Origin of the sequence: Micromonospora sp. L32 (assembly GCF_052068055.1) — a bacterium.
In the GTDB taxonomy this organism is placed as follows: Bacteria; Actinomycetota; Actinomycetes; order Mycobacteriales; family Micromonosporaceae; genus Micromonospora; species Micromonospora purpureochromogenes.
In genome coordinates, this window is the sequence record NZ_JBQHDD010000007.1 from 120,329 (window position 1) to 134,428 (window position 14,100).

The following is a 14,100-nucleotide window of genomic DNA, read 5'->3' on the forward strand; positions in this document are numbered from 1 at the left end:
CGTCCTTCAAGGGACCAGTAGGGGTCGGAAGGGGTTCAGAGGAGTCCCGTACCTGATTAGCGTCGGCCCCGAGCGGGCCACCGTACGCGAGAAACCACCGCCGCACGCGGCGCTGCTCCCGGTCGGTCTCGACTCACCTTTCACGCGATCCGGCAGAGGGAGACCCACATGGGGCGGGCGGAGAACAAGGTCGTCGTCATCACGGGCGCGGCCCGTGGTCAGGGGCGCAGCCACGCGGTCCGGCTGGCCGAGGAGGGCGCCGACATCATCGCGATCGACATCTGCAGGGACATCGACTCGGCCGGCTACGGCATGGCCGGCAACGAGGACCTGGAGGAGACGGCGCGCCTGGTCAAGGAGGCCGGCCGCCGGGTGGTCGTCCGGCACGCGGACGTCCGCGACTACGGCGCGCTGCGCGCGGCCATCGACGAGGGCGTCGCCGAGCTGGGGAAGATCGACGTCCTGATTCCGAACGCCGGCATCCTGCCGATGGGGCCGGACCAGCCGATCACCGCCTTCACCGGCACCATCGACGTCAACCTCGCCGGGGTGCTGAACACCGTGCACGCCGCGCTGCCGCACTTCAACGAGGGCGTGTCGGTCATCATCGTCGGTTCGATCGCGAGTTTCCTGCCGCCGATGCCCTCCGACGTGATGGCCGGCGCCGGGTACGCCGGGTACCGGTTCGCCAAGCACGTCCTGGTCGACTACGTGAAGGCGCTGGCGCTGCAGCTCGCGCCGACCAGCGGGCGGGTCAACTCGGTCCACCCGACCACGGTGGACACCGACATGGCGTTCAACAAGGGAATGTTCCAGACCTACCGGCCGGACCTCGACGACCCCACCGTCGAGGACGTCGCGCCGATCCTCAGCGCCATCCACGCCATGCCGATCTCGCACGTGACCCAGGCCGACGTGACGCACGCCGTGGTCTACCTGGCCTCCGACGAGTCGCGCTACGTCACCGGCAGCCAGATCAAGATCGACGGTGGCGCGCTGGCCATGCAGCACCTCTGACGTCGTCCCGCCGTACCCGTACGGCGGGGTGGTGGACGCACCGGCGGTCGGGCCGTGCCGGATGCGGCGCGGCCCGACCGGCGTCCGGCAGGGCAACCAAGGACCGATCGACAGCGGCGTCGGCACGCGCGCCGGCCGCGGAAGAGGACGGACAGATGACCGACACGGGAGTCACGCTCTACCTTGAGCTGATCAAGAAGGTGATCGCCAACGAGATCTACACCGACAACGCCGCTCCCTGGTGGACGGGGGCCGAGGGCGCCGCGGTGCCCGAGGGGGGCCTTCCGGGCACCTCCGCCGCGCACACGCTGGTCGGTCTCGAGGGTCTGGACAACGTGCAGGAGTGCGTCGAGCGGGTGCTGGCCGACGGGATCCCCGGGGACCTGGTCGAGACCGGGGTGTGGCGCGGCGGCGTCACCATCCTGATGCGCGCCATCCTCAAGGCGCACGGCGTCACCGACCGGCGCGTCTGGGCCGCCGACTCCTTCGAGGGCGTGCCCGAGGCGGGGGAGGGCAGCCACCCGCTGGACCAGGAGATGGCGCTGCACAACCTGAACAGCATGCTCAGCGTCTCGGCGGACGCGGTCCGGGCCAACTTCAAGGCGTACGACCTGCTCGACGAGCAGGTGGAGTTCCTGGAGGGGTGGTTCAAGGACACCCTGCCGGCGGCGCCGATCTCCTCGATCGCCGTGCTCCGCCTCGACGGCGACCTGTACGAGTCGACCCGGGAGGCGCTGATCCCGCTCTACCCCAAGCTCTCCGTGGGCGGGTTCATCATCATCGACGACTACAACATGGAGCCCTGCCGGGCGGCGGTGCACGAGTACCGCGACGAGCACGGGATCACCGACGAGATCCGGCCGGTGGACAACGGCGGGGTGTTCTGGCGCAGGACGGCCTGAGCCCGCGTACGCCGACAGGGCGCCGCCTCCCGACGGAGGCGGCGCCCTTGTCGTGTCGGTGCTGCCGGCGCACGCGCGAAGGCCCTTCTCCAACGGGGGAGGAGAAGGGCCTTCGCTGTCGGTGGCCGACGCCCGCGCTCAGTCCGTCTTCTTCTGGAAGAAGACCGCGGCGAGGGTGACGGAGACGACGAGGATGCCGACCGACCAGGCGAGCGCGATCCAGGGGTTGTCGCCGACCGGCCGGTCGAGCAGGAACCCGCGGACGCTCTCGATGATCGGCGTGGACGGCTGGTGCTTGGCCACGCCCTGCAGCCAGCCGGGCAGCGTGTGGATCGGGACGAACGCGCTGCTGACGTAGGGCAGGAACATCATGATGAAGGCGAAGCTGGCGGCCGCGTCGGTGGACTTGGTGAGCAGCCCGACCACCGCGGAGAGCCAGGACATCGCCAGGATGAAGGTGACCAGGATGCCGCCGGCGGCGAGCCACTGGAGCAGGCTGGCCTCGGGCCGGAACCCGATGAGCAGGGCCACCGCGATCACCACGACCGTGGAGACGATGTTCTTGATGACGCTGGCGGTGACGTGGCCGCCGAGCAGCACCGCGCCGCTGACGTCCATCGACCGGAACCGGTCGATGATGCCGGTGCTCATGTCGTTGGCGACGCCCACGCCGGTCTGGGCGGCACCCCACACCGTGCAGAGCAGCAGCACGCCGGGGGAGACGTAGGTGACGTAGTCCCCACCGGTCTGGATCGCCCCGCCGAAGAGGTAGACGAAGAGCACCATCATCATGATGGGCAGCATCAGCGCCATCATCAGGGCGTCCAGGTCCCGGCTGGTCAGCCGGGTGCAGCGCCCGATCATGGTCACCATGTCGGTCCCGAGCGAGGTGGGCCGGGGCCGGTTGCGCAGGACGATGGACTCAGTCACCGACAGTCTCCTTAACTCGCTCCACCTCCGGGCTCGGGGTGGGGTGGCCCGTCAGCGCCAGGAACACGTCGTCCAGCGTGGCGCTGTGCACCTGGAACTTCGTGATCCGGTTGCGCTGCGGGTCTGCCTCGTCCAGCACGGCCCGCACCTGGTTGGCCGAGCCATCGGTGGTGACCCCGATCGTCAGCAGGTCGAGATCCTTGGTGACCACGCGCTCGCCCAGCAGCACCAGAACGTCCTCTAGCGCCGTGCGGTCGACCAGCTCCAGGTCGAGCCGCTGACCCGCGACCCGTTCCTTGAGCTGCGTGGGGGTGCCCTCGGCGACGATGGTGCCGCCGTCGAGCAGGGCCACCCGGTCGGCGAGGCGGTCGGCCTCCTCCAGGTACTGCGTGGTCAGGAAGATGGTCAGGCCGTTGGCGGCCAGGTCGGCGATGACGCCCCACAGTGCGAGGCGGCTGCGCGGGTCCAGGCCGGTCGTCGGCTCGTCGAGGAAGACCACCGACGGCGCCCCGACCAGGCTCGCGGCGAGGTCCAGCCGGCGGGCCATGCCGCCCGAGTAGGTGGCCAGTCGCCGGCCGCCGGCGTCGGTCAGGTCGAACCGGGCGAGCAGCTGCTTCGCGCGCTCCTGCGCCTCGGCGCTGGACAGGCCGGTGAGCCGGCCCATCATGCGCAGGTTCTCCTCGCCGGTCTGGTTCTTGTCGATCGCCGCGTACTGGCCGGTCAGGGTGATGGCCCGCCGCACCTTGCGCCGCTCCTTGACGACGTCGAAGCCGGCGATCCTGGCCTGTCCCCCGTCGAGGGAGGTGAGCGTCGAGAGGATGCGGACGGTGGTCGTCTTGCCCGAGCCGTTGGGGCCCAGCAGGGCGAAGACGCTGCCCCGGGGGACGGTGATGTCCACGCCCTTGAGCACCTGCACGTCGCCATAGGACTTTCGTAGCCCGCTGGCTTCTATTGCCAATTCGTAGGCCATTGTCGTTGCACTCCTCGCCGTCCCTGCTCCGGGTGGTCTTCTGCGTGCCTCGTACGCTAATCCGTGTAGACTGTACGCAGTTCGATGTTCGCCTGTCAACATGCTTCGTCGCCGCAGTCAAGACCCTTCTCGCCGCGCGCCGGGCGCCTTCGATGAGGGCTCGCGGACGGCACCGGTCCGCGGGTGGGCAGGCCGTGCTCGGCGTGTCGCCGAGGGGTGGACCGGCGGCGGCGTCACGGCCCCCAATGGGAGGCGGTGCCGCTGGATTTCCCGTGCTCGACAATGCGCGGAATCGCCGCCGACGGCCGGCTTGCTGAGCTGTTCTGAAACGTCCTCACTCATTTTCCGTCATCCGGGATCAGATGGGGGATGACCCTGATTTGTGGCCCCGCGACGCGTGCGCCGACCCCTAGGTGGACCGTGTTCGTGCTGCTCACGACCGAGTTCGGAACCGTCGCCGGTGGTCCTGGTCGGGGGTGTCTACCTGCCGCTTCCCGGCCGGTGCCCAGTGCTGGGGTTGACGCGTCGAGTAGCCGGTGTGTACGGTCTGCACACAACGGTATACGGCATAAACAGAAGCCTTCGGGGTCTATTCCCGAGCCGATTTCTGTTCGGTTCGAGGTTGACGCCGGGAAAGTCGCCACAATCATTCCGTTCTCACTTGTCGCATTGATGTTCGACTTCCTGTGTCGATTCGCGCCCGGCGCGACCGGCGCGGGTCGTCGAGGCGGACGGTGAGACGGCGCGGACGAGAGGGCGCAGGCGGCCGACGGCCCGGGAGGGGTCACCCTCGGGTGGTCGCCCATCGCTCGGGAGGTGAGGGCGACGGTGATCGGAACGCACAGGGATCGGGTGAGGGTGATGTCGGGAGGAATGGTGGGTCTGCGTTGGGAACACAACGTGGAGGTCACGGTGTCTCCGGACGGGTGGTTGGTCCTGCACCGACAACCGACCGCCGTCACGTACCGGTACCCGCCCTTCGTCACGGTCTCCTGGATCTCGCTGCAACGGCACGGCGGCGACCTCAACCTGGCCGCGGACGAGGTGGCCACCAGCTGGGAGGCGGACCGCGCGGAGATCATCGTGGTCATCGGCCGGTGGCTCGACGAGCTGCGCGAAGCCGGCCTGGTGCGCGAGGACTGACCCGCCGGTGCCCGCCGCCTCCGGTGCCCGCCGGGTCGGTGTCGACGCGGTGGGAGGCGGCGGCGACCCGGTCGGTCCCGACGCTGCCGGCCCGGTCGGCGGGGACCCGGTCAGTGGCATCGCGAGGCCCAGGCACCGGGCGCCCGGTAGTCCGCCGCCGGGGACCACGACGCCTCGGCGCGCCGACGGCCGGTCCGGGCCGTACCCCGAGCGGCGCGCAGCGCGCACATCAGGGCGACCGTGGCCGCCGCGAGCTCCTCCTCGGTGGGCCTGCCTCGGACCACCACCAGCCGCGGGACCCCCGCCGCGTCGAACTGCTCCGCCGCGGTCACGTCGGCGGGTTCCCGTGCTTGCGCCCCGGCAGTTGCACCCGCTTGGCCCGCAGCGTCTCCAGCGCCCCGATCAGCACCGCGCGCGTCTCGGCCGGGTCGATGACGTCGTCCACCAGGCCGCGCTCGGCCGCGTAGTAGGGGTGCATCAGCTCCTGCTCGTACTGCTTGATCCGCTGCCGGCGGGCCACCTCCGGGTCGGGCGCCGCCGCGATCTCCCTGCGGAACACCACATTGGCCGCGCTCTCCGCGCCCATCACCGCGATCTCGTTGCTCGGCCACGCGAACGAGAGGTCCGCGCCGATCGACCGGGAATCCATCACGATGTACGCCCCGCCGTACGCCTTGCGCAGGATCACCTGGATCCGGGGCACCGTCGCCGAGCAGTACGCGTACAGCAGCTGGGCGCCGTGCCGGATGATCCCGCTGTGCTCCTGCGCGGTGCCGGGCAGGAAGCCGGGCACGTCCACCAGGGTCACCAGCGGGATGCTGAAGGCGTCGCAGGTCTGCACGAAGCGGGCCGCCTTGGCCGAGGCCAGCCCGTCGAGGGCGCCGGCGAGCATCCGGGGCTGGTTGGCGACGATGCCGACCACGTGCCCGTCCAGCCGGGCCAGACCGCAGACGATGTTGCGGGCCCAGGAGGCGTGCACCTCGAGCAGGTCCCCGTCGTCGACGATCTCCCCGATCACCTCGCGCATGTCGTACGAGCCACGGGGATCGGCGGGCACCAGGTCGAGCAGGCGCGGGCAGCGGCGGTCCGGCGGGTCCCCGGTGGGCTGCACCGGAGGCAGCTCCCGGTTGTTGGACGGCAGCAGCGAGAGCAGGTGCCGGACCTCGGCCAGGCACTCCGCCTCGGTGTCGTGCACGAACGAGACGGTGCCGGTGACCGAGGCGTGCACCTCGGCGCCGCCGAGCTGCTCGTGCGTCACGGTCTCGCCCGTCACCGCCTGCACCACGTCCGGCCCGGTGAGGTAGAGCTGAGCCACGTTGCGGACGGCGAAGACGAAGTCGGTCAGCGCCGGGGAGTACGCCGCGCCGCCGGCGCAGGGCCCGAGCATCACGCTGATCTGGGGGATCACCCCGGACGCCTGCACGTTGCGGCGGAAGATGCCGCCGTACCCGGCCAGCGCGGTGACGCCCTCCTGGATGCGGGCACCCGCGCCGTCGCCGAGGCAGACCAGGGGCGCGCCGGCCGACTCGGCCATGTCCATGATCTTGTGGATCTTCTCGGCGTGGGCCTCGCCGAGCGAGCCGCCGAAGATCCGGAAGTCGTGCGCGTACGCGAAGACCGTCCGGCCGTCGACCTTGCCCCAGCCGGTCACCACGCCGTCGGTGTGCGGGCGGCGGTCCTCCAGCCCGAACCCGGCCGCCCGGTGCCGGCGCAACTGCTCGATCTCCCGGAACGTGCCCTCGTCGAAGAGCAGGTCGAGCCGTTCCCGGACGGTGAGCTTTCCCTTGGCGTGCTGCTGCGCCGACGCCCGGGGCCCCGGGCCGGCGACGGCCGTGGCCTTGACGGAATGCAGCTCGGCCACCCGGGACCCGAGGTCGGAATGCGGTTTGTCCACCATGCGTCGTCGCCCCTCACGCTCGCCGACGTCGACCCGCGTCAACCGGCTGGTCGGGCTCTCACGTAACCACCGGCGACGGCGGCACGAACAGAACGGCCGCCCCCTAACCCGGCCGCCAGATCCCCTAGCCGCCCGCCCGACGACCCCAGGGCCATCGGCATTTCCGCAGCTAAACCGGGGTGCGAGCGCTTCTTCCCAACTGGTCGGACACTCTGCCGAAGTGCTTGACGCTGTTCCGCCGTACTGCATAGCATGTACGCGTGGGGCATACGCAGAAGCATGCCCCGCGTGGTGGGGCACCTTTGGAAATGGCCGTCAGGCCCGATGAGTGACGAGGTCTTGTCCCCGTCCCAGGCGGACGACGCCGGGATCTCCGTGCCCTGAACGATGAAATCGGCATAGACGGGCATAGAAGGGTTTCGGCTCAATGAGCGATTCTGTCGGGCTACTGGCCAAATTGCCGAGTGGTCGGCGTTCCAAGTGGGCCATCCTCGCGTTGTGGATAGTCCTCGCCGTCGTGCTCGGCCCGCTCTTCGGCAAGATCGAGGACTACGAGGACCGGACTCCGTCCGGCAGCCTTCCGCGCGGCGCCGAGTCGACCGCCGTCATGGAGGAGTTGGACAAGTACCGCTCCGCCTCCGAGGCCGTCCCGGTGGTCGCCGTCTACACCCGCGAGTCCGGGATCCAGGACGCCGACCGCAGCAAGGTGGAGGCCGACCGTACGGCGTTCGCGAAGTTCGCCGACGGCGCGGCCATCCAGCCGGCCATCCCGTCCCAGGACGGCAAGGCCCTCATGCTGGTGGTGCCGCTGACCCGTGACGACGTCGAGATCGACTTCGCGGTCAAGGACCTGCGCACCGCCGCCCAGGCCGGCGCCCCGGCCGGGCTGGACGTCGACCTCGGCGGCCCCGGCGGCCTGCTCAACGACTACACGCAGGCGTTCGAGAACCTCGACGTCAACCTGATGATCGCGACCAGCTCGATCGTCATCGTGCTGCTCCTGCTGATCTACCGCAGCCCGTTCCTCTGGATCTTCCCCCTGCTGGCCGTCGGCTTCGCCAGCGCGCTCACCCAGGGGGTCGCGTACCTGCTCGCCAAACACGCCGGGCTGCCGGTCAACCCGGCCAGCTCCAGTCTGCTGATGATCCTGCTGTTCGGCGTCGGCACCGACTACGCGCTGCTGCTCATCGCCCGCTACCGCGAGGAGTTGCGCCGGCACGCCGACAAGCACCTGGCCATGGGCATCGCGCTGCGCCGCTCGGGCCCGGCGATCCTCGCCTCCGCCGCGACCGTCGTGGTCGGCCTGGCCTGCCTCGCCCTGGCCGACATGCAGAGCGCCCGCAGCCTCGGCCTGGTCGGTGCCACCGGTGTGCTCTGCGCGTACCTGGCGATGGTCACCATCCTGCCGGCGCTGCTGGTGATCGCGGGCCGGTGGGTGTTCTGGCCGTTCGTGCCGAAGTTCGGCCAGGAGGCGCGGGCCGGGCGCGGGTTCTGGTCCCGGATCGGCACGGCCGTCGGCCGCCACCCCCGGGTGGTCTGGCTCGGCTGCCTGATCGTGATCGGCGGCCTCGCCGTCAGCGCGCTGGACATCAAGATGGGCCTCGCCCAGACCGAGGTATTCCAGACCAAGCCCCAGTCGGTCACCGCGCAGGAGAAGCTCGCCCGGCACTTCCCGTCCGGCGCGTCCGACCCGGCCATCCTCGTCGCCGACACCTCTGCCGCCGGGCCGGTCAAGGCCGCCGCCGCCGGCGTGGACGGCACGACGGTCGGCCAGGAGTCGCCCAGCCCCGACGGCAAGCGGGTCATCATCGACGTGGTGCTCCGGGACGCGCCCGACAGTGACGGGGCGAAGGAGACCATCGACGAGATCCGGGACGCGGTGCACGCCGTACCCGGGGCGAACGCGAAGGTCGGCGGCACCACCGCGGAGACCCTGGACATCGACCGGGCCTCCAGCCGGGACGCCCAGGTGGTCATCCCGGTCGTGCTCGCGGTGATCCTGCTGTTCCTGATCATCCTGCTGCGCGCCCTGGTGGCGCCGCTGGTCCTGCTCGGCACGGTGGTGGCGTCCTACTTCGCCGCGCTGGGCGCGTCGCACCTGCTCTTCAAGCACGTGTTCGGGCACGAGGGGACGGCCTGGCAGTTGCCGCTGGTCAGCTTCGTCTTCCTCGCGGCACTCGGCGTCGACTACAACATCTTCCTGATGACCCGGGTGCACGAGGAGGCCGCGCGACACGGCCACGCCGAAGGCGTACGCCGTGGTCTGTCCACCACCGGCAGCGTCATCACCTCGGCCGGCATCGTGCTGGCGGCGACCTTCGCGGTCTTCGCCTCCATGCCGGTGGTCGACATGATCCAGTTCGGTGTGGTCGTCGCTGTGGGCGTCCTGCTCGACGCCTTCCTGGTGCGGACGCTGCTGGTGCCGGCGCTCTCCTTCGACATCGGCCGGGCGAGCTGGTGGCCCGGGCGTCTCTACCGGGACCTCGGCAAGCAGGCCTCCGCGCCGGTCAGCCCTGGAGTGCCGGGGCCGGTGCGGGCCAGCAAGTAGCCACCGGGCCGGGGCGGGTCCTTGGGCCCGCTCCGGCCTCCGGTGGGGCTTGGCGCTCTTCCGCGGGCGGTGGTCGCCGGCGTTGGCCGGGCGACCGTGAGGCGGCACCGAGCCCGAGCAGGACGTGCGATTCGCTCCGGCGGCGCGCCCGACGACCTCGTCGGGCGCGCCGCTTCGTCGTTCCCGAGAGCCGTCCCTGCCGCCTGGCGCAGGGTCGCTGTCGCCGCGCCGTGCCTGGTGCGGCACGGTTTGCGGCGTGTCGCGGTGACGACCGGCGGGGACAGCGCGACATGCCGCAAAGCGGGGACCTCTAGTTCGCCCCGTCCGGTGTCCAGGTGCTGCCTCCCGGTAGGACGCGGTTTGCGGTGTGTTGCGGTGACGGCCGGCGGTGACGGCCCGACTTGCCGCAAAGCGGGGGAGACCTCGTCCGCGCTGCACCGTCGGGTGTCGGGGCGCTGCCTCCTGGTGGGACGCGGTTTGCGGTGTGTTGCGGTGATGGCCGGTGTGGACAGCGCGACATGCCGCAAAGCGGGGGACTCTTGTCCGCGCCGCCCCGGCCGGTCGACCGCGCGGGTGTCGCCGGCTGTCCGGCGCTCGTCGCCGGCCGTCCAGCGCGCAGCGTCCCAGGGGCATCATCGGATCGACGTGACGCAACGAGGCTCGGGCCGCCGCCGGAGTCCCGGACGCGCCCGGATCTGCGGAGATGTGGGCCGGGCCACCTGTCGGGAATCGGCCAGGTCGACGGGCCCACACGGGGGTGAGGACGGGCCGGCGGGTCGTCCCGACGTCGCGTCTCGGATCGCTGTTCGGCGGCGAGTACAGGCCGGACGGCCGGCGCGGGGAACGCCTCTCGTCCGGGTCGTCGAGGCGTCCCGCCGGTCGGGTTAGGTCACGGCCAGGTCACACAACCGCTGCCGGGTGACGACCGGGCGGACGGCGGGTGTGAGCGCTTGGCGGATGCAGCCCGGCAGGAGCGGACCGACCTGCGCGAATGCCGGGATCGCGCCGTCGCCGATCACCGAAAAGTGAACGATAAGTTGCCGGATCAAGTAACGGTTCGTGATATTTGAAGATCGCTCACGTCGTTCCCGGATTGATTAGCGGCGGCGTGCTCAGTCGCATTAAAAATGGGAACACCGGCGAACTGGACATTCTGCAATTCGCCCGGATCGGATCGCCGACAGAACCGCCTGACCAGGGTCTTGTGCCCGATCTGTGCTAAAGAGGGCGGACTGGCATCACCGTCGATCTGTGGATATGATACGCCGCAACGTGGCTACCAGTGCTGGAGCGTTTCGACTACTACGCTACTTAGGGGTATGCAAACGTGGCGACCATGGGATATGAGGGGGCCCTGTCGCTGTTGCAAGGGCTCCTTCGCCAATGCGACGGCTCAAGCGGTCGACTGGCGCTCGTCGAGGGGGGACTCGCCAGCGGTAAAACATATCTGCTCCATCAATTTTCGCGTTACGCGGTGGAGACGGGGGCGTTACTTCTCAGTGGTACGGCATCGCGGGCGGAGCAGTCGGTGCCGCTTGGAGTGGTCGATCAGTTGTTCCGCAGTGCCGACCTGGTGGACGCGCTGCCCGAACGGGCCGCCCGGCTCATCGGTTCGGCCGATGCGGCCGACCAGGACGGGGGATGGTCGGACCCGCTGGCGGAGCCGGATGCTCGATCGGGCTGGATGCGTGAGTTCTGCGGAGTGCTGCTGGGTCTGGCCCGGGAGCGCACCCTCGTGATCGTGATAGACGATCTGCAGTTCGCCGATTCGGCCTCGCTGCGGCTGTTGTTGTCTCTGCAGCGACGGATGGATGCGGCCCGAATGCTGCTCGTCCTGGGTAAATGGCACCGACGCCGGCCGACCCTGCCGCTTTTCTACACGGAACTGACCCGGCAGCCGCACGAGAGCATCAGGTTGTCGGCGTTGACGGTGCCGGACATCGCCGATCTGCTCACCGAGAAATGGGGAAAGACGGCGCCCGAGTCCGTGGCCCAGGAATACCGCGATCTGACAAACGGTAATCCGCTGTTGGTCCACGCGCTGCTCGACGACAATGCGTCGGACGCCGGGATCGGGGACGGGGCCACGCCCGTCGTCGGTGACGGATATGCCCACGCCGTGCTGGCCGGCCTGCACCGGTGGGACGGGCAGCTGCTGGACGTGGCCGCCGCGGCCGCGGTACTGAACGAGCGTTCGGATCCGGCCCTGATCGGCCGTCTTCTCGGAATGCGGAACGAAACCGCCGAGGAGATCGTCGGAATACTGACCGAGGCGGGCGTACTGCGGGACTGCCGCATGCGCCATCCGCTCGGCGCCACCACGGTGCTGGAGAGCATGACCCCGGCGGAACGGTCCGCCGTCCACGTCCGCGCCGCCGACCTGCTCCACCAGCAGGGCGCGCCGGCGGCCGAGGTCGGGCGGCACCTGCTCAACGCCGAGCAGGTGCCCGCCGACTGGGCGGTCGGGGTGCTGCGTACCGCGGCCGACCAGGCGCTGGCCGCGGACGACCCGGACCTGGCGGTGCGCTGCCTGGAGCTCGCGCTCTCCGGCTGCACCGACCGCAAGGAACGGATCGCCATCATGCACGCGCTCACCGGCGCGCTCTGGCGACGGAACCCGGCGGCCACGCTGGCGTACCTGCCCTGTCTGCAGGGCGCGGTGCAGGACGGGGAACTGCACGGGCCGGACGCGGCGGCGGTGATCCGCTACAGCCTGTGGAACGGCGACGAGGACGCGGCGGCCCGGGCCGCCACGGCGCTCGGCGCGTCCGCCGATCCGATCGACGCGCAGACGGCGGCCGAGCTGGCCGTCAGCTTCCACTGGTTCCTCGGTCCGGCCCGGGGGCGCCTGTCCGAGTTCGGGCCCACCGGCACCACCCACTCAAGGGACCTCTGGGCGGACGCGGCGCAGCGACTCACCTCGCTCTGGGGCCGGGGCGGCGGGGAGGCCGCCACCACCAGTGCCGAGCAGATCCTGCGCAGCTGCCAGATCGGTGAGACGCCGCTGGAGGTGGTGGCCGCGGCGGTGCTCGCGGTGCAGCGCGGCAACAAGCCGGAGCTGGCCCGCACCTGGTGTGATCGGCTGATGCGGCAGGCCGCGGAGCGCGGCGAGGTCACCTGGCAGGCGGTGCTCTCCTCGCTGGCCGGCAGCATCGCCTACCGGCGCGGCGACCTGGTCAACGCGATCCGGCACGCCGAGCAGGCGCTGGCCCTGCTGCCGGAGAAGGGCTGGGGCGTCCTGATCGGTCAGCCGCGCGCCACCCTGATCGTCGCGCGCACCGCCCGGGGCGAGCTCCGGGAGGCGGCCGAGGTGCTCCAGGCGCCGGTGCCCGACTCGATGTTCGGCACCGTCTTCAGCCTGCCGTACCTGCGGGCGCGAGGGCAGTTCCACCTGGCCACCGACCGGGTGCTGGCCGCCGGACGGGACTTCCAGCTGTGCGGCCGGCTGATGCGCGAATGGGACGTGGACGTGCCGGCGCTGATCCCGTGGCGCAGCGACCTGGCCGAGGTGAACCTCCGGCTGGGCCGCTCCGTCGAGGCCCGGGACCTGCTCACCCAGCAACTGGAGCGGGCGCGCGCGGCCGACGTCCGGGTGCGGGGCATCTCGCTGCGGGTGCTCGCCGCCGCCAGCGAGCCGGCGCAGCGTCCGACGCTGCTGCGGCAGAGCGTGGAGTGCCTCCAGGCGGCCGACGACCGGCTGGAGCTGTCCAAGGCGCTGACCGCGTTCAGCGTCGTCCGGCAGCAGCTCGGCGAGTTCGACCGGGCCCGGGTGCTGGCCCGGCGGGCCGCGCAGGTGGCCCAGGCGGGTACGACCGGGCCGGCCGCCCCCGCCGGCGGGGACCGACCGGTCGAGCCGCCCGCGCTGGTGGGCCGCTGGCACGACCGGGAGAAGGAGGGCCGGCACGTGCTCAGCGAGGCCGAGCGGCGGGTGGCGAAGCTGGCCGCGCTGGGGCACACCAACCGGGAGATCAGCCAGACGTTGTACATCACCGTCAGCACCGTCGAGCAGCACCTGACGCGGGTCTACCGCAAGCTAGGCATCACCCGGCGCACCGACCTGCCGGCCGAGCACGAGCTGCGCAAGCGGCTCTCGGAGTCCCGTGGCGAGGGGACCACCGGGCTGCTCCACGCCGGGCAGGACTGGGAGGAACTGGCCGGCTGAGGGACCGCGCCCGCCTGGAGCACCCGGGACCGTGCTTCGGGCGGGCGCCCCGCTGTCCGGACGCACGACGGCGTCCCGACCGAAGCGGCCGGGACGCCGTGTATGTCCACCGGGGTCCGCGGAAACCGTCGGCCGGAAGGCCGGCCGGCGGCCGCGCACGTCAGGGGGCGCTAGGGGTTTCCGCGGGTACGGGCCTGCACCAGCATTTGCCTCACACGGGCGTCACGGGTCAGTGGCCGACCCGGGCCTCGGTCACCTGGCCCGTGACGCCCAACGCGGTGAGGCTCGCCCAGATCGTGCCCGGGGTGGCGAAGTTCTCCAGGCTCAACAGGTCGTCGACGAACCGGACCTGGTACGTCGACTCCAGGTCGGAGATCAGCTCCACCGTGGCCATCGAGTCCAGGCCGAAGTCGCGCAGCGAGGTGTCCTCGGTGAGGGTGTCGGTCGGCGACAGGAAGGCCAGGTAACCCCGCAGGATCCCCTCGAACCGTTCGTCCAGCATGGGTCACTCCGAATCTGTCGGAACCGGTG

Annotated in this window: 10 protein-coding genes; 5 read left to right on the forward strand and 5 right to left on the reverse strand. The window is 70.9% G+C overall.

The features are described from left to right. The first annotated feature begins 168 nt into the window (after positions 1-168). The gene (locus tag ACTMTB_RS20395; protein WP_210774616.1) at positions 169-1,017 is read left to right on the forward strand and encodes a mycofactocin-coupled SDR family oxidoreductase; all 849 of its coding nucleotides are present in this window, start codon (positions 169-171) and stop codon (positions 1,015-1,017) included. Between the two features lie 155 nt (positions 1,018-1,172). After that, entirely contained in the window at positions 1,173-1,919 is a 747-nt protein-coding gene (locus ACTMTB_RS20400; protein WP_334575458.1) for a TylF/MycF/NovP-related O-methyltransferase, read from the forward strand. Between the two features lie 138 nt (positions 1,920-2,057). On the opposite strand, the gene ACTMTB_RS20405 is transcribed toward ACTMTB_RS20400, so the two are convergent. Together ACTMTB_RS20405 and ACTMTB_RS20410 are read right to left on the reverse strand one after the other, a co-directional pair. Beyond that, entirely contained in the window at positions 2,058-2,849 is a 792-nt protein-coding gene (locus tag ACTMTB_RS20405) for an ABC transporter permease (RefSeq protein WP_357917113.1), read from the reverse strand. Then, positions 2,842-3,819 (reverse strand): ATP-binding cassette domain-containing protein, encoded by a 978-nt coding sequence (locus tag ACTMTB_RS20410; RefSeq protein WP_441147847.1) that lies wholly within the window; start codon positions 3,817-3,819, stop codon positions 2,842-2,844. The genes ACTMTB_RS20405 and ACTMTB_RS20410 overlap by 8 nt, the downstream gene beginning before the upstream one ends. Positions 3,820-4,731: 912 nt before the next feature. On the opposite strand from ACTMTB_RS20410, the gene ACTMTB_RS20415 reads away from it, so the two are divergent. After that, positions 4,732-4,962, forward strand: a complete 231-nt coding sequence (locus ACTMTB_RS20415) for a hypothetical protein (RefSeq protein ID WP_441147849.1) — start codon at positions 4,732-4,734, stop codon at positions 4,960-4,962. Between the two features lie 110 nt (positions 4,963-5,072). Here ACTMTB_RS20415 and ACTMTB_RS20420 read toward each other — a convergent pair whose 3' ends face one another. After that, complete coding sequence (locus ACTMTB_RS20420) at positions 5,073-5,294, reverse strand: acyl-CoA carboxylase epsilon subunit (protein WP_441147851.1); 222 nt, start codon at positions 5,292-5,294, stop codon at positions 5,073-5,075. After that, positions 5,291-6,856 carry an acyl-CoA carboxylase subunit beta gene (locus ACTMTB_RS20425; protein ID WP_441147853.1) on the reverse strand — a complete coding sequence of 522 codons (1,566 nt, stop codon included), beginning with the start codon at positions 6,854-6,856 and terminating at the stop codon, positions 5,291-5,293. The genes ACTMTB_RS20420 and ACTMTB_RS20425 overlap by 4 nt, the downstream gene beginning before the upstream one ends. Positions 6,857-7,286: 430 nt before the next feature. Here ACTMTB_RS20425 and ACTMTB_RS20430 point away from each other — a divergent pair, with 430 nt between their 5' ends. Both ACTMTB_RS20430 and ACTMTB_RS20435 read left to right on the forward strand, forming a co-directional pair. Beyond that, complete coding sequence (locus ACTMTB_RS20430) at positions 7,287-9,407, forward strand: MMPL family transporter (protein ID WP_441147855.1); 2,121 nt, start codon at positions 7,287-7,289, stop codon at positions 9,405-9,407. Positions 9,408-10,743: 1,336 nt separating this feature from the next. Continuing rightward, positions 10,744-13,569 (forward strand): AAA family ATPase, encoded by a 2,826-nt coding sequence (locus tag ACTMTB_RS20435; protein WP_441147857.1) that lies wholly within the window; start codon positions 10,744-10,746, stop codon positions 13,567-13,569. A 229-nt stretch (positions 13,570-13,798) separates the two neighbouring features. Here ACTMTB_RS20435 and ACTMTB_RS20440 read toward each other — a convergent pair whose 3' ends face one another. Then, positions 13,799-14,071, reverse strand: coding sequence for an acyl carrier protein (locus ACTMTB_RS20440; RefSeq protein WP_441147859.1), 273 nt, complete (start codon positions 14,069-14,071; stop codon positions 13,799-13,801). Between the last annotated feature and the right edge of the window lie 29 nt (positions 14,072-14,100).

Bases quoted from the DNA above. Each gene is read 5' to 3' on its own strand.
- ACTMTB_RS20395 (WP_210774616.1), top strand. From the start codon at position 169: ATGGGGCGGGCGGAGAACAAGGTCGTCGTCATCACGGGCGCGGCCCGT.
- ACTMTB_RS20400 (WP_334575458.1), top strand. From the start codon at position 1,173: ATGACCGACACGGGAGTCACGCTCTACCTTGAGCTGATCAAGAAGGTG.
- ACTMTB_RS20410 (WP_441147847.1), bottom strand. From the start codon at position 3,819: ATGGCCTACGAATTGGCAATAGAAGCCAGCGGGCTACGAAAGTCCTAT.
- ACTMTB_RS20430 (WP_441147855.1), top strand. From the start codon at position 7,287: ATGAGCGATTCTGTCGGGCTACTGGCCAAATTGCCGAGTGGTCGGCGT.
- ACTMTB_RS20435 (WP_441147857.1), top strand. From the start codon at position 10,744: ATGGGATATGAGGGGGCCCTGTCGCTGTTGCAAGGGCTCCTTCGCCAA.
- ACTMTB_RS20440 (WP_441147859.1), bottom strand. From the start codon at position 14,071: ATGCTGGACGAACGGTTCGAGGGGATCCTGCGGGGTTACCTGGCCTTC.